The organism is Pseudomonas sp. DrBHI1, from assembly GCF_002205115.1.
Taxonomy (GTDB): Bacteria; Pseudomonadota; Gammaproteobacteria; order Pseudomonadales; family Pseudomonadaceae; genus Aquipseudomonas; species Aquipseudomonas mosselii.
Genome location: NZ_NIBE01000045.1, coordinates 57099 through 83012, shown reverse-complemented (window position 1 = coordinate 83012; position 25914 = coordinate 57099). Strand labels below are relative to the sequence as shown.

The 25914-nt window shown below is 64.3% G+C and carries 21 protein-coding genes; 9 read left to right on the top strand and 12 right to left on the bottom strand.

Going from position 1 to position 25914, the window contains the following annotated elements:
• The first annotated feature begins 87 nt into the window (after positions 1-87).
• The 5 genes from mnmC to CC207_RS07500 all read left to right on the top strand — a co-directional run bounded on the left by mnmC (position 88) and on the right by CC207_RS07500 (position 7412).
• The gene (gene mnmC, locus CC207_RS07520) at positions 88-2058 is read left to right on the top strand and encodes a bifunctional tRNA (5-methylaminomethyl-2-thiouridine)(34)-methyltransferase MnmD/FAD-dependent 5-carboxymethylaminomethyl-2-thiouridine(34) oxidoreductase MnmC (protein ID WP_088851813.1); all 1971 of its coding nucleotides are present in this window, start codon (positions 88-90) and stop codon (positions 2056-2058) included.
• A gap of 146 nt (positions 2059-2204) precedes the next feature.
• Positions 2205-3992 (top strand): N-acetylglutaminylglutamine amidotransferase, encoded by a 1788-nt coding sequence (locus CC207_RS07515; protein WP_028690844.1) that lies wholly within the window; start codon positions 2205-2207, stop codon positions 3990-3992.
• Between the two features lie 3 nt (positions 3993-3995).
• Positions 3996-5741, top strand: coding sequence for an N-acetylglutaminylglutamine synthetase (ngg, locus tag CC207_RS07510; RefSeq protein WP_088851812.1), 1746 nt, complete (start codon positions 3996-3998; stop codon positions 5739-5741).
• Positions 5742-5924: 183 nt separating this feature from the next.
• Positions 5925-7109, top strand: a complete 1185-nt coding sequence (locus tag CC207_RS07505; protein WP_028690846.1) for an osmoprotectant NAGGN system M42 family peptidase — start codon at positions 5925-5927, stop codon at positions 7107-7109.
• Positions 7110-7184: 75 nt separating this feature from the next.
• Complete coding sequence (locus tag CC207_RS07500) at positions 7185-7412, top strand: YheU family protein (protein ID WP_028690847.1); 228 nt, start codon at positions 7185-7187, stop codon at positions 7410-7412.
• Positions 7413-7419: 7 nt separating this feature from the next.
• On the opposite strand, the gene csrA is transcribed toward CC207_RS07500, so the two are convergent.
• A complete protein-coding gene (gene csrA / locus CC207_RS07495; protein WP_028690848.1) occupies positions 7420-7605 on the bottom strand; it encodes a carbon storage regulator CsrA in 186 nt (61 codons plus the stop codon).
• Positions 7606-7729: 124 nt separating this feature from the next.
• Entirely contained in the window at positions 7730-8545 is an 816-nt protein-coding gene (locus CC207_RS07490) for an SDR family oxidoreductase (RefSeq protein ID WP_062361488.1), read from the bottom strand.
• 211 nt (positions 8546-8756) lie between these two features.
• Here CC207_RS07490 and CC207_RS07485 point away from each other — a divergent pair, with 211 nt between their 5' ends.
• The gene (locus CC207_RS07485; RefSeq protein ID WP_023630061.1) at positions 8757-8909 is read left to right on the top strand and encodes a DUF3309 family protein; all 153 of its coding nucleotides are present in this window, start codon (positions 8757-8759) and stop codon (positions 8907-8909) included.
• A 19-nt stretch (positions 8910-8928) separates the two neighbouring features.
• Here CC207_RS07485 and CC207_RS07480 read toward each other — a convergent pair whose 3' ends face one another.
• From CC207_RS07480 to CC207_RS07435, 9 genes are all read right to left on the bottom strand, one after another.
• Positions 8929-12129 carry an ATP-binding protein gene (locus CC207_RS07480; protein WP_143496089.1) on the bottom strand — a complete coding sequence of 1067 codons (3201 nt, stop codon included), beginning with the start codon at positions 12127-12129 and terminating at the stop codon, positions 8929-8931.
• Between the two features lie 13 nt (positions 12130-12142).
• On the bottom strand, positions 12143-12769 hold the full coding sequence (locus CC207_RS07475) for a response regulator transcription factor (protein ID WP_028690850.1): 627 nt from the start codon (positions 12767-12769) through the stop codon (positions 12143-12145).
• Between the two features lie 30 nt (positions 12770-12799).
• Positions 12800-13792 carry a hypothetical protein gene (locus CC207_RS07470; RefSeq protein ID WP_178080953.1) on the bottom strand — a complete coding sequence of 331 codons (993 nt, stop codon included), beginning with the start codon at positions 13790-13792 and terminating at the stop codon, positions 12800-12802.
• A gap of 212 nt (positions 13793-14004) precedes the next feature.
• On the bottom strand, positions 14005-14739 hold the full coding sequence (locus CC207_RS07465; RefSeq protein ID WP_062361480.1) for a molecular chaperone: 735 nt from the start codon (positions 14737-14739) through the stop codon (positions 14005-14007).
• 166 nt (positions 14740-14905) lie between these two features.
• On the bottom strand, positions 14906-17413 hold the full coding sequence (locus CC207_RS07460; RefSeq protein ID WP_069017454.1) for a TcfC E-set like domain-containing protein: 2508 nt from the start codon (positions 17411-17413) through the stop codon (positions 14906-14908).
• Positions 17414-17499: 86 nt separating this feature from the next.
• Complete coding sequence (locus CC207_RS07455; RefSeq protein WP_028690854.1) at positions 17500-17979, bottom strand: CS1 type fimbrial major subunit; 480 nt, start codon at positions 17977-17979, stop codon at positions 17500-17502.
• Between the two features lie 199 nt (positions 17980-18178).
• A complete protein-coding gene (locus CC207_RS07450; RefSeq protein WP_088851810.1) occupies positions 18179-19843 on the bottom strand; it encodes a cation acetate symporter in 1665 nt (554 codons plus the stop codon).
• A complete protein-coding gene (locus CC207_RS07445) occupies positions 19840-20151 on the bottom strand; it encodes a DUF485 domain-containing protein (RefSeq protein ID WP_028690856.1) in 312 nt (103 codons plus the stop codon). The genes CC207_RS07450 and CC207_RS07445 overlap by 4 nt, the downstream gene beginning before the upstream one ends.
• Positions 20152-20390: 239 nt before the next feature.
• Positions 20391-21251: a glycine betaine ABC transporter substrate-binding protein gene (locus CC207_RS07435; RefSeq protein ID WP_028690858.1), complete on the bottom strand. Its 861-nt coding sequence runs from the start codon at positions 21249-21251 to the stop codon at positions 20391-20393.
• A gap of 216 nt (positions 21252-21467) precedes the next feature.
• Between CC207_RS07435 and CC207_RS07430 the strand changes: the two genes are divergently transcribed.
• Positions 21468-23021, top strand: a complete 1554-nt coding sequence (locus CC207_RS07430) for a beta (1-6) glucans synthase (RefSeq protein WP_069017453.1) — start codon at positions 21468-21470, stop codon at positions 23019-23021.
• A 59-nt stretch (positions 23022-23080) separates the two neighbouring features.
• Here the strand turns inward: CC207_RS07430 and CC207_RS07425 are convergent, their stop codons facing one another.
• Positions 23081-23455 carry a hypothetical protein gene (locus tag CC207_RS07425; protein ID WP_088851809.1) on the bottom strand — a complete coding sequence of 125 codons (375 nt, stop codon included), beginning with the start codon at positions 23453-23455 and terminating at the stop codon, positions 23081-23083.
• Positions 23456-23671: 216 nt separating this feature from the next.
• Here CC207_RS07425 and CC207_RS07420 point away from each other — a divergent pair, with 216 nt between their 5' ends.
• Both CC207_RS07420 and CC207_RS07415 read left to right on the top strand, forming a co-directional pair.
• Positions 23672-24970 carry a serine/threonine protein kinase gene (locus CC207_RS07420; RefSeq protein WP_028690861.1) on the top strand — a complete coding sequence of 433 codons (1299 nt, stop codon included), beginning with the start codon at positions 23672-23674 and terminating at the stop codon, positions 24968-24970.
• Complete coding sequence (locus CC207_RS07415; protein WP_028690862.1) at positions 24963-25778, top strand: VacJ family lipoprotein; 816 nt, start codon at positions 24963-24965, stop codon at positions 25776-25778. Before CC207_RS07420 ends, CC207_RS07415 begins: the two co-directional genes overlap by 8 nt.
• Positions 25779-25914: the final 136 nt, after the last annotated feature.

Genomic DNA, 25914 nt, shown 5'->3' with positions numbered 1-25914 from the left:
GTATCGATTCTGTCGCGCCTTGCGATAGGGCCGACACTCGCCACGCGAATCGCTTAAAATCCGTCATCCGCTGCAACCGAGCCAACCATGTCCGATACCACCCTCCCCCAGCACGCCCAGATCGACTGGGACGACCAGGGCCGCCCCCACTCTCGGCAATACGACGATGTCTATTTCGCCATCAACGAAGGCATCGACGAGACCCTGCACGTGTTCATCGAGCAGAACCATCTGCGCCAGCGCTTTGCCGAGCTGGCGCCGCGGGACTGCCTGGTGATCGGGGAAACGGGCTTCGGCACCGGCATGAACTTCTTCTGCGCCTGGCAGTTGTTCGAAGAGCTGGCTCACGCCGAGGCGCGCCTGCACTTCGTCAGCGTGGAAAAATACCCCCTGAGCCGCGCCGACCTGGAGCGCGCCATGCAGTTGTGGCCGACACTGGCGGCCTTCACCCGGCCCCTGCTCGATCAGTACGTGGCGATCCATCCGGGTTTCCAGCAACTGAGCCTCGATGACGGCCGCGTCACCCTGACGCTGATGATCGGCGATGCGCTGGAGCAACTGCCACAACTGGACGCGCGCATCGACGCCTGGTTCCTGGACGGCTTTGCCCCGGCGAAGAACCCCGACATGTGGACGCCCGAGCTGTTCGCCCAGCTGGCGCGCCTGTCATACCCCGGCACCACCCTCGGCACCTTCACCACCACCGGCTGGGTGCGCCGCTCGCTGATCGAGGCCGGGTTCACCATGAAGAAGGTGCCCGGTATCGGCAAGAAGTGGGAGGTAATGCATGGCGTCTACAGCGGCGCGCCCGCCGCCCCTGCGGCGCCCTGGTACGCACGCCCAGCACCCTTGCCGGGGCCACGCGAGGCGCTGGTGATCGGTGCCGGCCTGGCGGGCAGTGCCACCGCGCGCAGCCTGGCGGCCCGGGGTTGGCAAGTCTGCGTGTTGGAGCGCCACGACGGGCCGGCCCAGGAGGCCTCGGGCAACCCCCAGGGCGTGCTGTACCTCAAACTGTCCGCCCACGGCACCGCCCTGTCGCAGATGATCCTTTCCGGCTTCGGCTACACCCGTCGCTGGCTCGAGCACCTGCAACGCGGCCAGGACTGGGACGCCTGCGGCGTGCTGCAACTGGCCTTTGACGACAAGGAAGGCGAACGTCAGGCCAAGCTGGCAAGTGCCTTCGACAACAGCCTGCTGCGCCAGCTCGACCGGGCACAAGCCGAAGCCACGGCGGGCGTGGCGCTGGCCAGCGGCGGCCTGTTCTACCCCGAAGGTGGTTGGGTACACCCACCGGCGCTGTGCCAGGCCCAACTGGAGCATCCGCGCATCCGCCTGCTTGGCCATGCCAACGTCATCGCGCTGCGCAAGACCGACGGCCTGTGGCAGGCCTGGGACGGCGAGCGCCTGCTGGCCAGCGCGCCGCTGGTGGTGTTGGCCGGGGCTGCCGATGTCCGTCAGTTCCCGGCCTGCGCCGGGCTGCCGCTCAAGCGCATACGCGGGCAGATCACCCGCCTGCCGGCCACCGTGGCAAGCCGGGAGCTGCGCACGGTGGTTTGCGCCGACGGCTACGTGGCGCCATCTCGTGGCGATGAACATACCTTGGGCGCCAGCTTCGACTTTCACAGCGAGGACTTGGCGCCGACCGTGGCCGAGCACCGGGGCAACCTGGCGCTGCTGGATGATATTTCCTCAGACGTGGCCACCCGCCTGCGCACCGCCGAACTGGACCCGGCACAACTGCAGGGCCGGGCGGCGTTCCGCTGCACCAGCCCGGACTATCTGCCCATCGTCGGGCCGCTGGCCGATGTCGAGGCGTTCAACCAGGCCTACGCCATGTTGGCCAAGGATGCACGACAGGTGCCGGATGTGGCCTGCCCGTGGCTGGAGGGGCTGTATGTGAACAGTGGGCATGGCTCGCGGGGATTGATCACCGCACCGTTGTCGGGTGAGCTGATCGCCGCCTGGGTCAGCGGCGAGCCCTTGCCGCTGCCCAGGGCGGTGGCCGAGGCCTGTCATCCCAACCGTTTCTCGCTGCGCCGGCTGATTCGCGGCAAGTAGCACTATCGCAGGGGGGCGCCTTGCGCTCCCGGGACCACTCACCCCATATAACAGATCGATCTAAAACTCTCACAACCTACCTCGGTCCCTACCTAAGTGTCCCTTATTTCGGGCACCTTCCCCAACGGCAAAACCGGTAAGGACTTATGTGCGGATTAGCAGGAGAGTTACGTTTCACCCCCATCGACCAAGCCCCACGCCCGGCGGACCTCGCCGCGGTGGAGCGCATCACCCACCACCTGGCGCCCCGCGGCCCCGACGCCTGGGGCTTCCATAGCCAGGGCCCGATCGCCCTCGGCCACCGGCGCCTGAAGATCATGGACCTGTCCGACGGCTCGGCCCAGCCCATGGTCGACAACACCCTGGGCCTGGCACTGGCTTTCAACGGCGCCATCTACAACTTCCCGGAACTGCGCCAGGAGCTGCAGGCCCTGGGCTACAGCTTCTGGTCCGACGGTGACACCGAGGTGCTGCTCAAGGGCTATCACGCCTGGGGCGCGGCGTTGCTGCCCAAGCTCAACGGCATGTTCGCCCTGGCCATTTGGGAGCGCGACAGTCAGCGCCTGTTCCTGGCCCGCGACCGCCTGGGCGTCAAGCCTCTGTACCTGTCGCGCAACGGCGAGCGCCTGCGCTTCGCCTCAACCTTGCCGGCACTGCTCAAGGGCGGCGATATCGACCCGATGATCGACCCGGTGGCACTGAACCACTACCTGAACTTCCACGCCGTGGTGCCGGCGCCGCGCACGCTGCTGGCCAATGTGCAAAAGCTCGAGCCCGGCACCTGGATGCGTATCGACCGCCATGGCGAGGTCGAGCGCCAGACCTGGTGGCAATTGCACTACGGCCCGAACCCGGACGAGCGCGAGCTCGACCTGGAGGGCTGGACCAGCCGCGTGCTCGATGCCACCCGTGACGCCGTGGCGATCCGCCAGCGCGCCGCAGTGGACGTCGGCGTGCTGCTCTCCGGCGGCGTCGACTCCAGCCTGCTGGTCGGCTTGCTGCGCGAGGCAGGCGTGGACGACCTGTCGACCTTCTCCATCGGTTTCGAGGACGCCGGCGGCGAGCGCGGCGACGAGTTCCAGTATTCCGACCTGATCGCCAGCCATTACCACACCCGCCACCACAAGCTGCGCATCGCCGAGCACGAGATCATCGAGCAGTTGCCAGCGGCCTTCCGCGCCATGAGCGAACCGATGGTCAGCCATGACTGCATCGCCTTCTACCTGCTCTCGCGGGAGGTGGCCAAGCATTGCAAGGGCGTGCAGAGCGGCCAGGGCGCCGACGAGCTGTTCGCCGGCTACCACTGGTACCCGCAGGTGAACGGTGCCGAGGACGCCTTCGGTGCCTATCGCGACGCGTTCTTCGACCGCAGCCACGCCGAATACCGCGACACCGTGCAGGCGCCGTGGCGCCTGGACAACGACGCGGCCGGCGACTTCGTTCGCGAGCACTTCGCCCGCCCCGGCGCGCCGGACGCGGTGGACAAGGCCTTGCGCCTGGACAGCACGGTGATGCTGGTGGACGACCCGGTCAAGCGGGTGGACAACATGACGATGGCCTGGGGCCTGGAAGCGCGCACGCCGTTCCTCGACTACCGCCTGGTGGAGCTGTCGGCGCGCATACCGGCGCGCTTCAAGCTGCCCGACGGTGGCAAACAGGTGCTCAAGCAGGCGGCGCGCCGAGTCATTCCACACGAAGTGATCGACCGCAAGAAGGGCTATTTCCCGGTGCCCGGCCTCAAGCATCTGCAAGGCGCCACCTTGGACTGGGTGCGCGAGCTGCTGACCGACCCCAGTCAGGATCGCGGGCTGTTCGATCCGGCCATGCTCGACCGCCTGCTGAGCAACCCCCACGGCCAGCTTACCCCGCTGCGCGGCTCCAAGCTGTGGCAGCTGGCGGCCTTGAACCTGTGGCTCAGCGAACAAGGAATCTGACCAATGAAAGCCCACGAGATCGCCTACGGCCAACGCCTGCTGCGCGGTCAGGCGCCGTCTTACGAGCGCCTGCAGGCACGCCTGGCCGGTGACGGCAGCGAGCCCCATGACCAGCCACGGGCCGTGCATTGTGGCTGGGGGCGGCTGCTGATCGGGCACACCTACCCCGATCCGCTCAGCCTGGCCGAAGCGCTGCTGCAAGAACAGGCCGGCGAGCGCGATATCGCCCTGTACGTCGCCGCGCCGCAGCAGGTGCTGGCCCAGGCGCCGCAACAGCTGTTCCTCGATCCTTCGGACACCTTGCGCCTGTGGTTCAGCGACTACCGGCCAGCGCAACGCGTGTTTCGCGGCTTTCGCATTCGGCGGGCGCAAGGTGCGGCGGACTGGCAGGCAATCAATGCGCTGTACCAGGCCCGCGGCATGCTGCCGGTCGATCCCGAGCTGCTGACCCCGCGCCACCTCGGCGGCCCGGTGTACTGGCTGGCCGAGGACGAAGACCGCCACACGGTAATCGGCAGCGTCATGGGCCTGGACCACGGCAAGGCCTTCGACGACCCCGAACACGGCTGTAGCCTGTGGTGCCTGGCGGTGGACCCACACTGCACCCGCCCGGGCGTCGGCGAAGTGCTGGTACGCCACCTGATCGAACACTTCATGAGCCGCGGCCTGGCCTGTCTCGACCTATCGGTGCTGCACGACAACCGCCAGGCCAAGCGGCTGTACAAGAAGCTTGGGTTCCGCACCCTGCCGACCTTCGCCATCAAGCGCAAGAACGGCATCAACCAGCCGTTGTTCCTCGGCCCAGGGCCCGAGGCCGGCCTCAACCCCTATGCACGGATCATCGTCGACGAGGCATTGCGCCGAGGCATCGAAGTTCAGGTCGATGATGCCGATGCCGGGCTGTTCACCCTGAGCCTGGGCGGACGGCGCATCCGCTGTCGCGAATCGTTGAGTGACCTGACCAGCGCCGTCACCATGACCCTCTGCCAGGACAAGCGCCTGACCCGCCAGGCCTTGCACAACGCTGGCCTGCAGGTACCGGCGCAGCAACTGGCGGGGAGCGTCGATGACAACCATGCGTTCCTCGACGAGCATGGCGCGGTAGTGGTCAAGCCGGTGGATGGCGAACAGGGTCAGGGAGTGGCGGTCAATATCACCACCCTCGAAGCGCTGAGCCATGCCGTGGAGCAAGCCCGCGCCTTCGACAGCCGCGTGCTGCTGGAGAGCTTCCATGCAGGCGTCGACCTGCGCATCGTGGTGATCGGCTACGAGGTGGTGGCGGCTGCAATCCGCCATCCGGCCCAGGTGATCGGCGACGGCAGGCACAGCCTGCGTGCCCTGATCGAGGCCCAGAGCAGACGCCGCCAGGTGGCCACCGGTGGCGAAAGCCGCATTCCACTGGACGAAGAGACCGCGCGCACGCTCAAGGACGCGGGGCTGGGCTACGACGACATCCTGCCCGCCGGGCAACGGCTGGCCGTGCGCCGTACCGCCAATCTGCACACCGGCGGCACCCTGGAGGATGTCACCGCGCGCCTGCACCCGGTGCTAGCCGATGCCGCCGTACGTACCGCCCGCGCCCTGGAAATCCCGGTGGTGGGCCTGGATTTGATGGTCCGCGATGCCGAGCACCCGGACTACGTGATCATCGAGGCCAACGAGCGTGCGGGATTGGCCAATCATGAACCGCAGCCTACGGCCGAGCGCTTTGTCGACTTGTTGTTTCCCCACAGCCGCCCCTTGGCCTGACAGCTCCTCGGATCTTTGTGGGAGCGGCCTTGTGTCGCGAAAGGCCCGCAAAGCGGGCCCGGCAATAGATGCAGCGAAGCTGACATCCCGGGGGCGCTTCGCCCCCCCCTTTCGCGACCCAAGGCCGCTCCCACAAGACCTTGCCCACAGTTTGAAAATTTCACCCCGACCGGAGACCTGGACATGTCCGAACGACTTCCCGAACCCGATCTCGACTACCTCAAACGTGTACTGCTGGAGATGCTCGCCATCCCCAGCCCCACCGGCTTCACCGATACCATCGTGCGCTATGTCGCCGAGCGCCTGGACGAACTGGGCATCCCCTTCGAGCTGACCCGTCGCGGCACCATCCGCGCCACCCTCAAGGGCCGCCAGAGCTCGCCCGACCGCGCCGTCTCGGCGCACCTGGACACCATCGGCGCCAGCGTGCGCCAGTTGCAGGACAACGGTCGCCTGGCGCTGGCGCCGGTGGGGTGCTGGTCGAGCCGCTTTGCCGAGGGCAGCCGGGTCAGCGTGTTCACCGACACCGGCGTCTACCGCGGCAGCGTGCTGCCGCTGATGGCCAGCGGGCACGCGTTCAACACAGCCATCGACCAGATGCCGATCAGCTGGGAACATGTGGAGGTGCGCCTGGACGCCTACTGCGCTACCCGCGCCGACTGCGAGGCGCTGGGGATCGCCATCGGTGACTGCGTGGCCTTCGACCCGTTGCCGGAGTTCACCGAAAGCGGCCATATCAGCGCCCGCCACCTGGACGACAAGGCCGGCGTGGCGGCCTTGCTGGCGGCGCTCAAGGCCGTGGTGGAAAGCGGCCGCCAGCCCCTGATCGACTGCCATCCCTTGTTTACCATCACCGAGGAGACCGGCTCCGGCGCCGCCGCTGCCCTGCCCTGGGACGTCAGCGAGTTCGTCGGCATCGACATCGCCCCGGTGGCGCCGGGGCAGGCGTCCAGCGAACACGCGGTGAGCGTGGCCATGCAGGATTCCTCCGGGCCCTACGACTATCACCTGTCGCGTCACCTGCTCAAGCTGGCCGGCGATCAGGACCTGCCGGTACGCCGTGACCTGTTCCGCTACTACTTCAGCGACGCCCACTCGGCGGTGACCGCCGGGCACGATATCCGCACCGCCCTGGTGGCCTTCGGCTGCGATGCCACCCATGGCTACGAGCGCACCCATATCGACAGCCTGGCGGCGCTGAGCCGTCTGCTCGGTGCCTACCTGCTCAGCCCGCCGGTATTCGCCAGCGACTCGCAACCGGCCAATGCCTCACTGGAGCGCTTCAGCCACCAACTGGAACACGACACGCAGATGGAAAGCGACACCCGGGTGCCGGCGGTGGACAGTCTGGTGGGCAACAAAGGGTGATCGAGCGGGAATGGGGCGCACCAGGCCCCCAAATTCACGTAGCATGCCTCCATTCCCACAACCACCGCCCAGACCATGCTGATCCCCTACGAGCAACTTGAAGCCGAAACACTGACCCGCCTGATCGAGGACTTCGTCACCCGCGACGGTACCGACAACGGCGACGACACGCCGCTGGAAACCCGCGTGTTGCGGGTACGCCAGGCCTTGGCCAAAGGTCAGGCCTTCATCCTGTTCGACATGGACAGCCAGCAGTGCCAGTTGCTGGCCAAGCATGAAGTTGCGCGTGAGCTGTTCGAGTAGCGGGCCCTCAAGCCTGCTGCTTCTCGAGCTCAAGTGCCTTGATGCGCTTGTACACCTCGGTCCTGTGCACCTCCACGTCCCGCGGCGCGCAGATACCGAAGCGGACCTGGCCGTTCTCGACGGACATCACCTGGATCTTGATATTTTCGGAAATGACGATGACTTCGCCCACTTCTCGTCCAATTACCAGCATGTTCCGATCCTCCAGCTCAAGGGAAAATCGGAGACTGCCCCGCCAGCTTTGGCCTACTCAATCCTTCTCAGGACAAATAGACACAACCTACTGGCAAAGGTAAAAAAACCTACAGAAATCTCTCTCAATGCGCGGTTTTGCGCGCCTTCGCCCGCATTTTTACCGCCATGTCCGCCATTTCGTCGTAAAGCCGCTGAGGCGCCTGGCACTTGAGCTGCCAGGCGTGGCGCCCGGCCTCATGGGGCAGGATCAGGAACTCGCCAGCGGCGACCCGCTGGTGGATATGTTCGGCGATATCCGCAGCATTGATCGAAGAACCTTCCAGCAGTTTGCCCACCTGCGCCTTCATCGCCGGATCTGGTCCGCGGAACGAGTCGAGCAGGTTGGTCTGGAAGAACGACGGGCACACCACATGCACCGCCACCTCGACCTGGCGCAACTCCACCAGCAGGCTCTCGGACAAGGCCAGCACCCCAGCCTTGGCCACGTTGTAGTTGCTCATGCCCGGCCCCTGCATCAGGGCGGCCATGGAGGCAATGTTGATGATCCGCCCACGGCTGCGCTCGAGCAGCGGCAGGAACGCCTTGCAGCCCTTGACCACGCCCATCAGGTTGACCGCGATCTGCCAGTCCCAGTCCTCCAGGGACAAATCGGCGAAGAATCCACCCGACGCAACCCCGGCATTGTTGACGATCACGTCGATGCCGCCGAGCTTTTCCTCGCAGGCCTGGGCCAGGGCGGTGAGCTGGCTGTAATCGCGCACGTCGCAGCGCTGGGAGAAGCCGTCACCACCGGCTTGGCGCACCAAGGCCAGGGTTTCGCGCAAGCCCGCCTCATTGACGTCTGCCAGAGCCAGCTGCCAGCCCTCGCGAGCCCAGCGCAGGGCAATCTCGCGACCAAGGCCGGAGCCGGCGCCAGTGATCATCATTCGGTTGTGCATGGTGGAGCGCCTTGAACAGTGGGAATGGCTGGAGTCTAGCCACAACACCACGGCTGCCGGTACGGCATCAAACTGCTGAATACGGCGCCATTGGGCGGCAGGCCATTCAATCGTCAGGCAGGTGGATTGAATTTTTATACAAGGGCACCAGTCGGAAACATTAAGCGGCTACCGCTATGCCCCAGCCCTTCCATAACGCAAGGACTTCGCCATGACCACCATCCTCATTATCATCCTGATCTTACTGCTGATCGGCGGCTTACCGGTCTTCCCTCACTCCCGCGCATGGGGTTACGGCCCGTCCGGCATAATCGGGGTGGTACTGGTGGTCTTGTTGATCCTCTTGTTGCTGGGCAGGATATGAACCTGGCCTGGCATGACGCTCAGCCTTGAGTCCGGCTGCCCAGATAGTGCTCCAGGTCTTGCATCACCGCATGCAAGGCCTGAGCATCACGGCGAAGTCGTTCAAGATCCAAGGGGGCGCTGGCGCAACTGCCCTCCAGGCGCTCGCAGGCATTGATCAGATCGCCAGCGCGCAAGATGCGTGCGCCGCCCTTGACCCGGTGCGCCAAGGCAGCCAGAGCCTTTGGATCGTCGCCTGAATCTGCCAGGCGGGTGAGATCATCACGATTGCTGCGACGCAGATCGGCAAGCAACGCTTCCAGTGCGCCCTGATCATTGTCCGCCAACTGTCGTAGATGATCGAAATCGAATATCGACGTGCGCGCGCCCTCATTCCCCAGACATTTGCCCTGCTGCGCAACACTGCCGCCCAGGGCACCGATCAGCGCCTGCAAACCGAGGGGTTTGAATAGGCAATCATCCATGCCTGCCGCTAGGCAGCGTCGGCGTTCGTCCGCCAGCGCGCTGGCGGTGAGCCCGACTAGTCGACACGCCGTCCCTCCATTGCGACGCTCATGCAGACGAATCGCCCTGGCCAGACCATAGCCGTCGAGGCGCGGCATGCTGCAATCGCTGATGACGACATCGAAGTGCTCGTTCAACCACAGCCGTAGGGCCTGCGCTCCATCCTCGGCAACCCGGGCGTGATGCCCCAGGTAATCAAGTTGCTGAGCCAACAGCAATCGATTGGCCGGATAGTCGTCCGCCACCAGCACGCGCAGCGGTACTGCGTCCGACGGGACATCACTGCGTGGTGCCACCACGGGCTCTGACGGATCCTGCGGATGAATTGGCAGCTCCAGGTGGATTTGCGCCTGGGTGCCCTTGCCCAGCTCGCTGCTCAACTGCAAGTTGCCGCCCATCATCTGGCACAAGCTGCGGCAGATGCCCAATCCAAGCCCCGTGCTGCTGCGCGGCGACTGGGACTGATTGCTGGCTTGGCGAAAGGGTTGGCCCAGCTCGGCCAATTCGGCCTTGGCAATGCCGATACCGGTGTCCTCGACGATCAGGCGTACCACCAGGCAATCGCCGCGGGACTGAGCACAGACGCTCACCTGTACCCGCCCCTGCTGGGTGAACTTGATCGCATTGCTCAACAGATTTGCCAATACCTGCCGCAAGCGCACCGGGTCAAGCAATACCGGGCGGTCAACTTCGCCCTCAACGGTGAGATCGAGCCGCAATCCCTTGACACGAGCCTGATGGTCGAACAACTGGATAACCTGCGACACCTGTTCGCGCAGGCATGCCACCGCTGGCGTCAACTGTAACTCGCCCGCCTCGATACGGGTGACATCGAGGATATCGCCGATCAGTTCCTGCAGTCCCCGGGCAGCGTCAGCGGCCACCTCGATGGCCAAGTGATCGAGCACGCCCCATCCGGCCTTGCGTTGGGCGAGCTCCAGCATGCCCAAAAGGGCATGCAACGGCGTGCGGATCTCATGGCTCATGGCTGCCAGGAAATGAGTCTTGGCATGGCTTGCTGCCTCGGCCCCTTGCTTGGCCCGCCGCAGCTGCACCTGCAGACGGCGTAGGTAGCGGATCCACAGCAGCGCTACCAGCAGTGCGGCAAAAGCAGCGAGAAATCCCAGCAGCAGGGGAGTCCGGTACCGCTGCCAGGTACTGGCGGCAACGATCAGCGGACTGCGCCAGCGCCGGACCAGCACATCGATTTCGCGTGGTGCCAGATCGAGCAATGCCTTGTCGAGGATGCTCTGGAGATGAACCGCACCCGGACTGCTGGCGAACGCGAAATGCTCCGCTGGCAAGGCCAGGCTGCTGATCCGCAGCCGCCCCGGGTACCAGCGCGCAACCAGTAACCGGGCCTGGACGAGTGGCAGCACGGCTGCCGCGACTCTCCCGGCGGCCACCGCGTGCACCGCCTCCAACGCACCATTGACCGGTGACTGCACGACCCTCGGATATGCCTGGGCCAGCAACGCCTGTGCCACGCTGCCTTCCTCCAGTGCCAGCCGCCGCCCGTTCAGCTGGGCGAGATCACCTGGTCGCTCGGCGTGCCCCTGCATCACCAGCACATACGCAGAACTCAGAAAGCCACGAGTGAATCGCAGGCGCTCTCCACGCGCCGGGCTGTAGGGCAGGCCCGCGATCAATTGTGCCTTTCCCATGCGTACCTGCTCGACCATCTGTGCCGTAGTGCCACCCGCCTCGATGTCAAACTCCAAGCCCGTTCGCCGGCCAAGCAATTGCAACAGATCGAAGCTCAACCCTTGCAGTTGGCCTTTACCATCGCGATAGCTCAGCGGCATTGCCTGTTCATTCACCAGCACCTTGATGCGTGGGTTTTCGGCCAGCCAGTGCCGCTCGACATCGCTCAGCGGGATGCCTGGCGACCTGTGCACGGCAGCAGGTCGGGCATGCCAACGCTCGTGAATATCCGCATGCTGATCGCCAAGGCCGTCCAATACTCGATCAACCAGGCCGATCAACGCCTTGTTGTCGCGGGCCATGGCAAAACCGACAGCTTGGCTGGTCAGGGCCGCATGGCCAATTTCCTCGGCACCGTTCCATTGGTTGCGGCCCAGGAGATAACGGCTTCCGAGCGTGCTGCCCAGATAAAGGTCGGCGTCACCCAGCGCGAGTGCCGCCAAGGCGCTGAACGGCGAGGGATGAAGCTGGATTTCGGCCAAGGGGTATAACGCCTGTACCTGTTGGCGCGGACGATATCCGTCGACCAGCGCCAACCTGAAGCTGGCGCCGCTGCGGGCCCGTTCCCGCGCATGCTCCTGCGGGGCGATCAGCAAGGGACGATCCTGGGCATAGGGCGCAGACAGATGCAGACCTGCCTCGAGCGCCTGCTGCGGGCTGACGGACCCGAGCAGGTCGATACGGCCTTGGCGCAGGGCAGCTGCCGTCTCGGCGAACGATGCAAACACCTGCAACTGCACTTCGAGGCGCAGTTGACTCGCCAGCAGCCCGACGTAATCGGCGGTGATGCCCTCGTAGGCCTGCCCCGTGGTAAGCATGTCGAACGGTGGGTTGTCACGGGCGATCACGCCCAGGCGTAACACGCGGTGCTCCCACAGCCAACGCAGTTCCTCGTTATCCAGAACCGGCGGCGGTGTCTGCGGGGCGGGGCGTGCGTGCAATTGCACGGCCGCGCAAGTTGGCAGGTAGCCAAGCCCCCCCAGTATCCCTATCAGCAAGGCACGCAGGAACACGGGACTACAGCGCTCAGATGAGCGCGTTGCGACGGGCGAAATCCGCCAGGTCGATCAACGAGCTGAGTCGCAGCTTTTCCAGTAGGCGAATCTTGTAGGTACTGATGGTCTTGTTGCTCAACAACATGGCCTCGCCGATGGCTTTGTTACTATAGCCACGCGCCAAGTGCTGGAGGACCATCAACTCGCGATCGGTCAAACTGGCGATGCACTGTGCCTCGGTTGCCTGCAGGTCACGGCGGTTGACCGAGCTGAGCGCCACTTCGGGAAAGTAGCTATAGCCAGACAGCACAGCGCGCACCGCTTTGCCGAGTTCATCGAGATCATCGGTTTTAGACACATACCCAACGGCCCCAGCCTGCATGCAGCGCAATGAGTAGGACTCGGCCAGTTGCGAGGTCAGCACCACTATACGCGTGGGCGTCCCCAGGGCCTTGATCCGGGCGATCACTTCCAGCCCATCCAGGCCAGGCATGGCGATATCGAGAATTACCAGGTCCGGCGCATGCTCACGGGCCAGGCGCACCGCGTCGATGCCATTGTCGGCCTGGCCGATTATCTCCAGGCGTTGCTGGCGCAGCAGCATACAGACGGTGCTGCGGATGAAAGGATGGTCGTCAACCACAAGTGCTCTGTGCATAGCGTTTACCTCGTGCGCTACCTCAGCCGGTTAAAGCTCGGCGTCGAAGACCACGGTGACCTGGCCGGCATAAGTACTGCCAGGGTGCTTGAGCATCGCTTGGACATCACTGCGTCCCACCTCGAAATGCAACTGGCCTGGTCGATTCAACGTTGGCATGGCCGCCTCGAACTGAAGCGCCGCGAAGCGGCCAGTAGGCAACTGCAGGCGTTCCACCGCCTGGCCCCGGTGCTGGATACCCGCAGGCAGACTCATGGCGACCTCCACAGCCACCTGTTCCCCTTCGTCACTGCGGATCGCGCAGTGCGCGCCCATGTCGTGCTGGCAAAGCTTATAGACCTTGAACGGGCCGGTGGACCACACCCTGAACGGCAGGTCGCGATAGATGCGCTGCGGCGCCTTGCCACCGGCCAACCAGGCCTGCCAGCCGTTCCTGGGCTCCAGCACAGCCCGGTCGGAACCAGGCGGAAACTCGAACATGAAGGCGTGCTGCACATCGAGTTCGAAATTGATGGTGAGGCTGTCACCACTCAGGTTGCTGACATCGTTGCCAAAGTCGAAATCACCACCCGGGCCGATGCGAAAGGTGGTCGAGCCCCGGTACTTGCCGGCCTTGAGCCGGTAAGGTGGCGGTATGTTCAGGTTGAAACCTACACTGAGTTCTTCAACGTCAGCCTGCATCACCGTGCCTGCGGGAGCATAGATGCTACGCGACCAGCAAGCGCCAGGCGTGAGCGAATCACTTAGACGCCAAAGCACCCGCGCCCTGCCGTCTCCCCAACTGCCGGACGATCCACCACCGGAAACACATCCTCCGAGTATCCGGTTATAAGTTGGATTGCGATCGAGCCTTGCGCTCTTCGCAACCACGCTGAACAACGTCCACTCGAAGGCCATTCGTCGTGGCTCACCGGTTTCATCGTGGTAGACGTCCACCTCACGCCGCCCGGGAAGCTGCAGGAAGAACTCGTCGCGCGGATCCGCCGCCTCCTGTACCGCTTTTTTCGTGAAGGTAATCGGCAAGTCGACCGTCGTGGCCCCTCGGCACGTGGCGGGCCAGTACCTGCACACCCCACCCGGAGGCGTTGTGTTTTCGAAGCGACCTGATCCGCCACCCCGGTACTCTGCGCTAATAGTCACGTCCAATGCGCTGGCCACTGGCATGACCCCGCACAGTACTATCGCGCAGCCCCAGCGTGCCCACCCTCGCTGTCTGATGGATGAAAAAAACACGATCATCCCTCCACCACCATTGCCTTGGTATTACCGCCCTCAATTAACTCGAACTGATGCACCTTGCCGGTCTCCCCGTCGAACTGCCGGGTGCGACCCGGCAGGACGTGGTGTTTGGTGGCGGGCGCACATCCCTGCCCTGCGGCTTGGCACAGGCGAAAATGATCGAGCACAACCGTGGCGTTACCCTGGTTCACGACAGTCAGTTGCCCGCCTGCGCGCCGTATGTGGGTCTGATAGCGTGTCTCGGCAGGCCGGACGAACAACAGCGAGCCATATCCGGCCAGCAGATTGACCCCGGCCTTGAGGCTGTCACGGTACTTTTCCGCCTCCTGGTCATCCACCATGAAACCATCGCCCGACTCCGGAAGCACCGGTACGAAGCGCAGACGGAAATAGCGCTCCTGCTCCCGTGAGCCACGATAAAGCAGGCGTACCGCCTGCATGCCTTGGGCGGGGATGATCAGCCGCGCCGGGCTGGCGATCAAGCCGCGCTGTTCCAGTGGCAGCCCATCGGTGGCAATTTCACGGGCAACACCAGTTGCGTCATACACCAGTTCAGCGACGCTGACCTTGACAAACGCAGTGGTGTCGCCGCTGTTGCGTACCCGCTTGAGCAAGGTGCTCTTGTCACCGTCGACGTAGTCATAAAGCGCGCCGACATTGAGCTCGGGAGCGGCACTGGCGACCAGAGGCAGCGCCAGCAGTGTCGAGGCCAGCAGGCGGAAAATATTCATGATGCGAACTCCGTGCGTCATTGACGGGAAAGTATTGATGGGGAGTGGCTGCGTGGCCATGGCCGAACCTGCGGGAACCTTCCCGCATGGCCATCTGAAACGCCCTAAACGGCAGTAGGCCTTTACCCTGAGCAGGGATCATCCGAGCTGCACCTTACTGAACGGCTTACCCCTGCCCGTTGCGTACAACCGCCTCGACCTGCGCCACCCCAGGCACACAGCGTTGGTCGCCAGCCAGCAGCACATCGTCCTCCCGCGCCAACGTGCTCACGTCCAGACTCAGCAGGCATACCGCCTGCCCCTGCTGGCGAATCTCCAAGGTAGGGTTCAACTCGCTCATCTCGACCGCAAAGAAGCCATCGGTTTCGGTGACACTGCGGCTGGCGTGGTTGATCAACTGGGCGCCGCGCATCGGCTTGCCATGCTCGTCAAACAGGCGCCCAAGCACGGTAACAGTGCGCAACACCCGCAGTTCACGGTATTCGATGCCGCCACGGTTGAGGTGATAGTCCAGGCTCGCGGGCTGGATAACGGCTGCGGTGACCGCGCTGCCCTCAAAATCGAACTGCACATGCCCGGCCTTGTAGGCTGCAACCGGGATCAGGTTGCGCCCAGGCTGCAGGTTGGCGGAACCGCCATGGCGGTCGTCGGCGCGCAGCTTCAACCCCTCGATATCGGTCTCGACATCAACGATCAGCCCGGCCTGGTGCGGCAGGTACTGACCACTCATGGCCGCCTTGCCTGCTCCCACGGCCAACATGCTCTGCAGATTCAGGCCACCGGTGAAGTCGCCGCTGTAGGACGAACGCTGGACATAGGCATCGCCGTGCACGACCTGACTCTCGAACTGGGTATCGCCGCCAAGCCCTGCGCCGTAGCGGTCCGCACTGAGCGTTGCGCCGACGCTGCGCAGCGGGCCGATATCGACATCTTGCTGGTAGGCCAGCGAGGCGTTGAGATCGCGCCCGCCGTCGCGCGAGGTGCGGCTACCGACACTGGCGGACACACGCCGACCACTGCCGCCACCCAGACTCATGCTCAGGCTCAAGTTGACGCCGCGGCTGCGAGATTCGCCGGTGGCTGCCGTTCCTGGACGATCGAACAGCGACAACCGCCAGTTGGCATCGGAGCCCAGCAGCCGACCATAGTAAGCCCACCCCAGGTCGAGACCGGTGCCGGCATTGACGTCTTCAGACTGCGAAAGCCGCATGCTGACGGTATTGCGCGGGTCGAGGCGATGGTTCAGCGACAGGGACGACTGTGTCTGGCGCGCCTGGAATGGCCGCCGCGCTCTATCATCGAGGCGGCGCCAGTCAGGGCGCGCCAGCCAGGTTCGGCTGTGGCTGGCAACCAACGAACCGCTGTCATAGGCATGGATCAGCTGGATGTCGTAGCCGTTGCCCTGCCCTTGCGTCTGGAACAGGTTGGCGTACAGCTTGAAACGCTCACGCATATCCCAGTCCAGCGAGGTGCCATACTGCATGGCGTCATCAACCCGTTGCGCCGACATACCCAGGATCGCCCGCGGATGCAACATGTAGTTGGCCAGCACGCCAGCGGCGAGGCTGTCGTCGGTATCACGCTCCCAGTTGCTCAGCAATGTGCTCTGGCGCCCCAGGTAAAGGTTGTAGCGCCAGGGCGCATCGGTGCTGCGCCAGTTACTGGGTTTGTAGATGAACTCCTGACTGCGCGAGGTTTCCTGGCCGTCTTCGACCAGCCGTACCTCGACTTCGTAGATGCCCCCGGGCAGGACCTTGGTGTCGAGGGTCTGCAAACCAGGCTGCACCGGTTGACTGTTGATCAGCACGCCATTGCGATAGACCTCGGCGACGGCGGGACGATTAGGGGTAACGTAGATCGGCGTGGTGCTGGGTGCGCCAGTATCGATGGCCAGGCTGTCGCTGCTCCCCAGCATCAAGCCGAAGGTGGTATCGGCCGTGCTTCCCATCAACCGCGGCTGGCGGGTCAACCCCTGGGCGCTTGGGGTGAAGTAGCCCAGCCGATAAAACTGGTTTTCTACCAGGCGCTCGGCATACAGCTGGTCGACCCGGTGGCGCGTGCCCTGGCGGCTGTCGCTACCCCGGTCAAGCTGGCCATCGGCCAAGGTGGTCCAATTGCCGACGCTGCCCTGGCCCTGCAATGCATAACGACCACTGGTGGCATGGCCGTCATTGACCAGGTTGAGCTGGTTGCGTAGTAGCAGCCCATAGCTGCCCTGCTCCGGCTGGCGGTGAAAACGTTCACTGACCTCAGCGATCTCGGCCTGGTCGGTCAATAGTGACAGCTGCGAGTTCACTAGGCTGTAGTGCACCGCGCGCAGGCCGTCGGGGCAATCACCGCGGCAGTCCCCCAAAGGACGGCCGTCAAACAGGCGCTCGTGCCAGCGGCGGCGCAGGCTTTCCGGTTCACGGCTGTCGAGGGTATCGGTGAACTCCAGCAGCTGCACGCGCTGATCGCGACTGAGCACCACCATGGCATCACCCAGGTAGCGCCCATCAAGGTCGACCCGGACCGCCAGCGGCACATCAAAAAAATGCGCTTCGAACTCGCGCGGCAGGCCATCGACGGCACCAAGTGCATTGCCGGCGGCCTGGCTAGCGGGCGCGTGGACGGCCAGCCAGGCCGGCAACAGCAAGCAGCGGCCCATGGCCGCCAGGATGGAATGATTGGTCATGAGGTGTCGCTTGCAGGCAATACCCACCCGTCCCTCGGCGGGAGCCGAGGGTCAGGGGGAACAACGGATGAACGAAGAGAGAAGGCTCAGGGTGCGGCGGTTTCGAAGATCATGCTCACCAGGCCCTGGTAATTGCCAGGCACATAACCGCTCGCCGGCGCGGGCTGGGCCGCCACCTCGAAGCCGATGATCGCGCCCGGTGCCGCCTGGGTGGCGCTGACGACTTCGGCCGGGGTGGTCTGCAGCACGGTGTCGCCGACCTTGACGTCGAGGCCGATGTTTTCGGTGCCGCTGGCGATGACCGCCGGCGAAACCAGATAGGCGGTGATCGGGCCCACAGTGCTCTTGACCTGCAATTGCTTGCGGATCGGATCGAGCTTGGCCTGATACGAGTTCCAGGCCATTTCCTGCGGGTCGTTCATCCAGTTGCCGCCTACCGGCTCGACGAAGAAAGCGTCGGTCGGCACCTGGGCGGTCACCTGTACCTGCTTCTCGATCGGGTCCACCGCAAAAGCGGAGCCTGCGAAGAACATGGCCAGGGGAAGGGCGAGTAACGTGCGGTTCACGAATCTGATCTCCTTAAATTGGTCAATGCCTGCCGGCGCGCGGCCAGCGGGTGAGGAGAAGTATTGGCGAACACGTCGCGGCGATGACTAAGACCGTTCCGAGCGGGCCTAAGAAATTTCCTAGCGGCAGGTAATGCGACAACTCTGAAAGCACAATGCCCCGGCATAGGCCGGGGCATTGTGTGTTCAGCTCAAGGTATCAGTGCGATACCGCGCCACTGGCTCCCAGGCCGGTCTGCGAGCGGACGAACTGTGGGAAGAACAGCGCGCGCTCGTTCTCGGCAGCCTTGGACTTGTCGGTAACCGAGAAGAACCAGATGCCGGCGAAAGCGATGATCATCGAGAACAGCGCCGGGTACTCGTACGGGTAGATGGCTTTCTCGTGACCGAGGATCTGCACCCAGATGGTCGGGCCGAGAATCATCAGGCCCACCGCGCTGATCAGGCCCATCCAGCCACCGATCATGGCGCCGCGGGTGGTCAGCTTCTTCCAATACATCGAGAGCAGCAGCACCGGGAAGTTGCAGCTGGCGGCGATGGAGAAGGCCAGGCCGACCATGAAGGCGATGTTCTGCTTCTCGAACAGGATGCCCAGACCAATCGCCAGCACGCCCAGGGCGATGGTGGTGATCTTCGACACGCGGATCTCGTCTTTGTCGTTGGCCTTGCCCTTGCGCCAGACGCTGGCGTACAGGTCATGGGACACCGCCGAGGCACCGGCCAGGGTCAGGCCGGCGACCACCGCCAGGATGGTGGCGAAGGCCACTGCCGAGATGAAGCCGAGGAACACGCTGCCACCCACGGCATCGGCCAAGTGCACCGCCGCCATGTTGTTGCCGCCGATCAGGGCGCCGGCGGCGTCCTTGAAGTCGGGATTGGTGCTGACGAGCAGGATCGCGCCGAAGCCGATGATGAAGGTCAGGATGTAGAAGTAGCCGATGAAACCGGTGGCGTAGAGCACCGACTTGCGCGCTTCCTTGGCGTCGCTGACGGTGAAGAAGCGCATCAGGATGTGCGGCAGGCCCGCGGTGCCAAACATCAGCGCCAAGCCCAGCGAGAACGCCGAGATCGGGTCCTTGACCAGGCCGCCCGGGCTCATGATCGCCTCGCCCTTGGCATGCACCTTGATCGCTTCGGAGAACAGGGTGTTGAAGTCGAAGCCCACGTGTTTCATCACCATCAGCGCCATGAAGCTGGCACCGGACAGCAGCAGCACCGCCTTGATGATCTGCACCCAGGTGGTGGCGAGCATGCCGCCGAACAGCACGTACAGGCACATCAGGATGCCCACCAGGATCACCGCCACGTGGTAGTCCAGGCCGAACAGCAGCTCAATGAGCTTGCCGGCACCGACCATCTGCGCGATCAGGTAGAACGCCACCACCACCAGCGAGCCCGAGGCCGACAGGGTGCGGATTTCCTTCTGCCCGAGACGATACGAGGCCACGTCGGCAAAGGTGTACTTGCCCAGGTTGCGCAGGCGCTCGGCGATCAGGAACAGGATGATCGGCCAGCCGACGAGGAAGCCGATGGAGTAGATCAGACCGTCGTAGCCCGAGGTGAACACCAGCGCGGAAATACCCAGGAACGAGGCCGCCGACATATAGTCGCCGGCGATCGCCAGGCCGTTCTGGAAGCCAGTGATCTTGCCGCCGGCGGCGTAATAGTCGGCCGCCGACTTGTTGCGTTTGGAGGCCCAGTAGGTAATGCCCAGGGTGAAGGCGACGAAAGCCACGAACATGGCGATCGCCGAGACGTTCAGCGGCTGTTTCTGCACCTCGCCGGTCAGGGCATCGGCGGCCCACACGGCGGGTGCGAAGGCACCGTAGGCCAGGACGGCCAGGGCTTTGGCGTGACGGATCATTGCTTGGCCTCCTCGAGAATGGCCTTGTTCAGTTCATCGAACTCGCCGTTGGCGCGACGCACGTAGAGCGCGGTGAGCACGAAGGCCGAGACAATCAGGCCGACGCCCAGGGGAATGCCCCAGGTGATGGACGAATCGGGGCTGAGCTTGGCGCCCAGCACGTGCGGGCCATAGGCGATGAGGAGGATGAAGGCGCAGTACAGGCCGAGCATGATCGCCGAGAGAATCCAGGCGAAGCGCTCACGCTTGGTGACCAGTTCCTTGAAGCGCGGACTGTTCTGTATCGATTGGTAAATGCTGTCGTTCATTGTTTTTGTCCTAGCAGCACAGAGTAGGGAGAACCCGACTCCAACTTTATGCTGCCGCTGGACGCCAACCAGACGACCTTAGTCTTAGATGCAACGGTGTTTTGCAAGATCGGTAACAAATCCTGGGGACGCTGCGCGCCCTTTTCGCCGGCAAGCCGGCTCCGACAGGGGATCTGCGCCGACACTGCGGGAGCCGGCTTGCCGGCGAAAGGGCTGCACGGCAGCCCCATCTCAAGCCATCACTTGCCGGTCCACTCCTTGACCCGCTCCGGATGCTTGGCCAGCCAGTCCTTGGCCGCGGCCTCCGGCTTGGCGCCTTCCTGAATCGCCAACATCACTTCGCCGATCTCGTCCTTGGACTGCCACTGGAACCTCTTCAGGAACTCGGCCACTTCCGGCGCCTTGCTCGCCAGCTCCTTGCTGCCGATGCTGTTGACCGTCTCGGCGGCGCCGTACACGCCCTTGGGATCCTCGAGGAACTTGAGCTTCCACTTGGCGAACATCCAGTGCGGCACCCAGCCGGTCACGGCGATGGACTGCTGCTTGGCGTAGGAGCGGCCCAGCTCGGCGGTCATCGCCGCGCCGGAACTGGCCGTCAGTTTGTAGCCGGTCAGGTCGTAGTCCTTGATGGCCTGCTCGGTCTTGAGCATGACCCCGGAGCCGGCATCGATGCCGACGATCTTGTTCTTGAAGCTGGCATCGGTCTTGAGGTCGGCGATGCTGTTGGCCTTGACGTACTCGGGGACGATCAGGCCGATCTTGGCATCCTTGAAGTTCGGTCCGTAGTCGACGACGTTGTCCTTGTTCTTGGCCCAGTACTCGCCATGGGTCACCGGCAGCCAGGCCGAAAGCATGGCATCGAGCTTGCCGGTGGCCACGCCCTGCCACATGATCCCGGTGGCCACGGCCTGCAGCTTCACGTCATAGCCGAGTTTCTGCCTGATCACTTCGGCGGCCACGTTGGTCGTGGCCACGCTGTCCGACCAGCCATCCACGTAACCGATGCTCACTTCCTTGGCCATGGCCTGCGCAGTGCTCATGGTCAATACCAGGGCGGCGCCCACACTCAGGAAACGTCGTACTCTTGTAAAAGTCGCCATCAAAGCATCCCTCGTCAGGTCTTGGAGAGAGCATCATCGACCTGCCCCCGCGCACGACCTGCTCTGTCAGCGACCTCCAGCGAACGATCAGCGACAGCACTGTGCCATTAACGCCATGACACTCGATCGACCTGCGCGATCCTTGCATGCCAAAGGCTTGGCGCCGGTCATTTGCGGCTATCATCTAGCCCTTTGTGCTTGACGACGGACTGCCCGATGCCCAGTAACACCCGACTGCTCCTGCCTGCGTACCTGCTCGCCTGCCTGCTCGCCCTTGGCGGCCTGTGGGCGCTCTGGTACGGCCTCGGCAAGCCGGTGCACCTGCCTGATGCGGCGAGCCCGACGCACAAGCTGCAGTGCGCGTCCTACACCCCCTTCGACAAGGACCAGTCGCCGTTCGACCAGCCGTTTCGCCTACGCCCGGCGCGCATGGACGCCGACCTGGCGTTGCTGAGCGAGCGATTCCAGTGCATCCGCACCTATTCGATGACCGGCCTTGAGGCAATCCCGGCGCTGGCCCGCAAGCATGGCCTGAAGGTGATGCTCGGCGCCTGGGTCAACGCCAACCCGGTGGACACCGACAAGGAAGTCGAACGGCTTATCGCCGCGGCCAATGCCAACCCCGACGTGGTCAGCGCGGTGATCGTCGGCAACGAGGCGCTGCTGCGCAAGGAAGTCACCGGCGAGCGCCTGGCCGGGCTGATCGAGAAAGTGAAAAGCCAGGTCAAGGTGCCGGTGACTTACGCCGACGTCTGGGAATTCTGGCTGCAACACCCGCAGATCGCACCGGCGGTGGACTTCCTCACCATCCACCTGTTGCCCTACTGGGAAGACGACCCGCGTGGCATCGATGCGGCGCTGGCCCATGTGGCCGAGGTGCGCCAGGTGTTCGGCAACCGCTTCGCGCCCAAGGACGTCCTGATCGGCGAGACCGGCTGGCCCAGCGAAGGACGCCAGCGCGAAACCGCCGAGCCGAGCCGGGTCAACGAGGCGCGTTTCATCCGCGGCTTCGTCGCCTTGGCCGAAGCCAACGGCTGGCGCTACAACCTGATCGAGGCATTCGACCAGCCCTGGAAACGTGCCAGCGAAGGCGCCGTGGGCGGCTACTGGGGGCTATACGATGCCGACCGCCAGGACAAGGGCGTGCTCGAAGGGCCGGTGAGCAACCTGGCGTTGTGGCCGCAGTGGTTGCTGGCCAGCGTGTTGCTGATGCTGGCGACCCTGACCCTGGCCGGGCGCCCGGCAAGCCGCCGTGCCGCCCTGCTGCTGCCGTTGCTGGCGGCCCTGGGTGCCGGCAGCCTGGGGCTGTGGGGGGAACTGATGCGCACCAATGCCCGCTTTGTCGGGGAGTGGCTGTGGGCGGGTGCCCTGGCCGGCTTGAACCTGTTGGTGCTGGCCCACGGCGCACTGGCCCTGGCTCGTCCAGACGGCTGGCGCCAGCGGCTGTTCACCTGGCTCGAGGCGCACGCGGGCACCTGGTTGCTGGCGGCGGGATTCGCCGCGGCAGTGAGCATGCTGGCGATGGTGTTCGACCCGCGTTATCGCAGCTTTCCCAGCGCGGCGTTGCTGTTGCCGGCGGTGGTCTATCTGCTGCGACCGGTGCCGGCGCGGCGGGCGGAGGTGGCGTTGCTGGCCTTTATCGTGGGCGCTGGAGTGGCACCGCAGTTGTTCCAGGAAGGGTTGGCGAATCGACAGGCATGGGGCTGGGCGGTGGTCAGCGTGTTGATGGCTGGCGCGTTATGGCGAAGCCTCAAACTGCGCTTGGCGTGAACCGAGTGCGAGGACTTCGCCCTCGATTCGCCGGCAAGCCGGCTCCCACAGGCCAGGCGTCATGCCCTGTGAGAGCCGGCTTGCCGGACCAGCCGCAATCCCGCCAATACCACGGCAAACACCGCGATGCTCGCGGTATAGAGCACCAGTGCCGGAATCCCGAACAGCAGCGCCAGCGCCGCCAGCCACCACCCGCCTCGGCCAGGCGTCAGTTGGCTGAGCAACGCCAACCCCAATGCCCCCCAGGCAATGGCCTGGAAATGTATCCCCAAGCCCAGCAGCGAACGCGCCTGGCATTGCCAGACCTCTCCCGGCACGCTGCACAGCCCGACCCACCGGGCATCCTCCATCAGCCCATAACGCAGGCCATAACTGGCGGCCAGCCACAAGGGCAGGAACAGCAACAGGGCAACGACCGGCCACCAACGCGCCATGCGGATCTCCAATAGCGGTAATCTAAGCATTGCATGATCGCCCACGGGCCGCGACAAGGCAAAATCATGGCCCTGCAGCTATGTTGCACAAGACAAATGTTGTCCGGCGCGGCAACATCTTGTGCGACGAACGACAGGGCAACGGGCAACTTTGTCCAACACGCCGTGGTCCTAGCCTGCGTATTGCACGACCTTGCGTTTTCCTTGGGGGACTACATGCTTCGATCTTTGCGCCTCGCCGCCCTGCTCGGCGGCCTGCTCCTGGCTGCGGCCGCATCGGCGCGGGATATCGACGCGGCGAGCTACGGCTATCCGTTGACCAACCCGTTCGAGGCGACCATCGCCACCACGCCGCCTGAACAGCGCCCGACGCTGCCCAGCGACGACGATATCGACCAGGCCGACTACAGCCTTACCCTGCGCCCGGAGCGCGAGTTCACCCTGCCCGACAACTTCTGGTCGGTGAAGAAACTGCGCTACCGCCTGGCCAAGCAAGACCACGAGGCGCCGTTGATCTTCTTGATCGCCGGTACCGGCGCGCCCTACTCCAGCAGCATCAACGAGTACCTGAAGAAACTGTTCTACCAGGCCGGCTACCACGTGGTGCAGCTGTCATCGCCGACCAGCTGGGACTTCATGAGCGCCGCTTCGCGCTTCGCCACTCCCGGGGTGACCAGCGAGGACGCCAAGGACCTGTACCGGGTCATGCAAGCGGTGCGCGCCCAGCAGGCACGCCTGCCGGTCAGCGAGTACTACCTCACCGGCTACAGCCTCGGGGCGCTGGACGCGGCGTTCGTCAGCAAGCTCGACGAAACCCGCCAGAGCTTCAACTTCAAGCGCGTGCTGCTGCTCAACCCGCCGGTCAACCTGTACACCTCGATCACCAACCTGGACAAGCTGGTGCAGACCCGGGTCAAGGGCATCGACCGCAGCACCACCTTCTATGAGTTGATGCTGGAGAAACTGACCCGTTACTTCCAGGACAAGGGCTACATCGACCTCAACGAAGCGCTGCTGTATGACTTCCAGAAGTCGCGCCAACACCTGTCCAATGAACAGATGGCCATGCTCATCGGCACTTCGTTCCGCTTCTCGGCCGCCGACATTGCCTTCACCTCCGACCTGATCAACCGCCGTGGCCTGATCATTCCGCCTAAGTTCCCGATTACCGAGGGCAGCAGCCTGGAGCCGTTCTTCAAACGGGCGCTGCAATGCGACTTCGACTGCTATCTGACCGAGCAGGTGATCCCCATGTGGCGGGCGCGCACCGACGGCAACAGCCTGCTGCAACTGGTCGACCAGGTGAGCCTGTACGCGCTGGAGGACTACCTGCGCGCCAGCCCCAAGATCGCCGTGATGCATAACGCCGACGACGTGATCCTCGGCCCCGGCGACATCGGTTTCCTGCGCCGGGTGTTCGGCGAACGGCTGACGCTCTACCCCCATGGCGGCCATTGCGGCAACCTCAACTACCGCGTCAACAGCGACGCCATGCTGGAGTTCTTCCGTGGTTAACAGACTGCTGCTCGTCACCGCCCTGCTCGCCAGCGGCTGCGCCCTGGCCGAGGAAGTCGCGCCGCGTGCCAGCGTGGTCGAGGCCGACAAGACCGAAACCCTGACCGTGGAGGCCGACGGCTTCGTCGATCCGCTGCGCGAACTCAAGTTCAACCCCGGCCTGGACCAGCGCGAGTTCGAACGCTCGACCCTGGCCGCGCTGAACATCTACGACCCGCTGGAGTCGCTGAACCGGCGCATCTACCACTTCAACTACCGCTTCGACCAGTGGGTGTTCCTGCCGGTGGTCGATGGCTACCGCTACGTCACTCCCAGCTTCGTGCGCACCGGGGTGAGCAACTTCTTCAACAACCTGGGCGACGTGCCCAACCTGTTCAACAGCGTGCTGCAGCTCAAGCCCAAGCGTTCAGCAGAAATCACCGCGCGGCTGATGTTCAACACCATCATCGGTGTCGGCGGCCTGTGGGACCCGGCGACCAAGATGGGGCTGCCCCGGCAGAGCGAGGACTTCGGCCAAACCTTGGGCTTCTACGGGGTACCGGACGGGCCATACCTGATGCTGCCGATCCTCGGGCCATCGAACCTGCGCGATACCACCGGACTGGTGGTCGACTACGTGGGGGAGAAGGAGATCAACTACCTGAACGTGCCCGACACCGCCAGCGACCACCCGGAGCTCACCGTGCTGCGGGCGGTGGACAAGCGCTACAGCACCAACTTCCGCTACGGGCAGACCAACTCGCCGTTCGAATACGAGAAGCTACGGTATGTGTATACCCAGGCGCGCAAGTTGCAGATCGCCGAATAAGCGCTGTGGGAGCGGCCTTGCCGAGGCGTCGGACCGGTCGGAAAGGGCCGCAAAGCGGCCCCGGCAATCTTGAACCGGGCACACATCCTGGGGCTGCTTCGCAGCCCTATCGCGACGCAAGGCCGCTCCCACAGGA

Excerpts from the sequence above, each read along its gene's own strand:
- mnmC (WP_088851813.1), top strand. The coding sequence starts at position 88 with ATGTCCGATACCACCCTCCCCCAGCACGCCCAGATCGACTGGGACGAC.
- CC207_RS07515 (WP_028690844.1), top strand. The coding sequence starts at position 2,205 with ATGTGCGGATTAGCAGGAGAGTTACGTTTCACCCCCATCGACCAAGCC.
- ngg (WP_088851812.1), top strand. The coding sequence starts at position 3,996 with ATGAAAGCCCACGAGATCGCCTACGGCCAACGCCTGCTGCGCGGTCAG.
- CC207_RS07505 (WP_028690846.1), top strand. The coding sequence starts at position 5,925 with ATGTCCGAACGACTTCCCGAACCCGATCTCGACTACCTCAAACGTGTA.
- CC207_RS07500 (WP_028690847.1), top strand. The coding sequence starts at position 7,185 with ATGCTGATCCCCTACGAGCAACTTGAAGCCGAAACACTGACCCGCCTG.
- csrA (WP_028690848.1), bottom strand. The coding sequence starts at position 7,605 with ATGCTGGTAATTGGACGAGAAGTGGGCGAAGTCATCGTCATTTCCGAA.
- CC207_RS07490 (WP_062361488.1), bottom strand. The coding sequence starts at position 8,545 with ATGCACAACCGAATGATGATCACTGGCGCCGGCTCCGGCCTTGGTCGC.
- CC207_RS07485 (WP_023630061.1), top strand. The coding sequence starts at position 8,757 with ATGACCACCATCCTCATTATCATCCTGATCTTACTGCTGATCGGCGGC.
- CC207_RS07475 (WP_028690850.1), bottom strand. The coding sequence starts at position 12,769 with ATGCACAGAGCACTTGTGGTTGACGACCATCCTTTCATCCGCAGCACC.
- CC207_RS07465 (WP_062361480.1), bottom strand. The coding sequence starts at position 14,739 with ATGAATATTTTCCGCCTGCTGGCCTCGACACTGCTGGCGCTGCCTCTG.
- CC207_RS07460 (WP_069017454.1), bottom strand. The coding sequence starts at position 17,413 with ATGACCAATCATTCCATCCTGGCGGCCATGGGCCGCTGCTTGCTGTTG.
- CC207_RS07450 (WP_088851810.1), bottom strand. The coding sequence starts at position 19,843 with ATGATCCGTCACGCCAAAGCCCTGGCCGTCCTGGCCTACGGTGCCTTC.
- CC207_RS07445 (WP_028690856.1), bottom strand. The coding sequence starts at position 20,151 with ATGAACGACAGCATTTACCAATCGATACAGAACAGTCCGCGCTTCAAG.
- CC207_RS07435 (WP_028690858.1), bottom strand. The coding sequence starts at position 21,251 with ATGGCGACTTTTACAAGAGTACGACGTTTCCTGAGTGTGGGCGCCGCC.
- CC207_RS07430 (WP_069017453.1), top strand. The coding sequence starts at position 21,468 with ATGCCCAGTAACACCCGACTGCTCCTGCCTGCGTACCTGCTCGCCTGC.
- CC207_RS07425 (WP_088851809.1), bottom strand. The coding sequence starts at position 23,455 with ATGGCGCGTTGGTGGCCGGTCGTTGCCCTGTTGCTGTTCCTGCCCTTG.
- CC207_RS07420 (WP_028690861.1), top strand. The coding sequence starts at position 23,672 with ATGCTTCGATCTTTGCGCCTCGCCGCCCTGCTCGGCGGCCTGCTCCTG.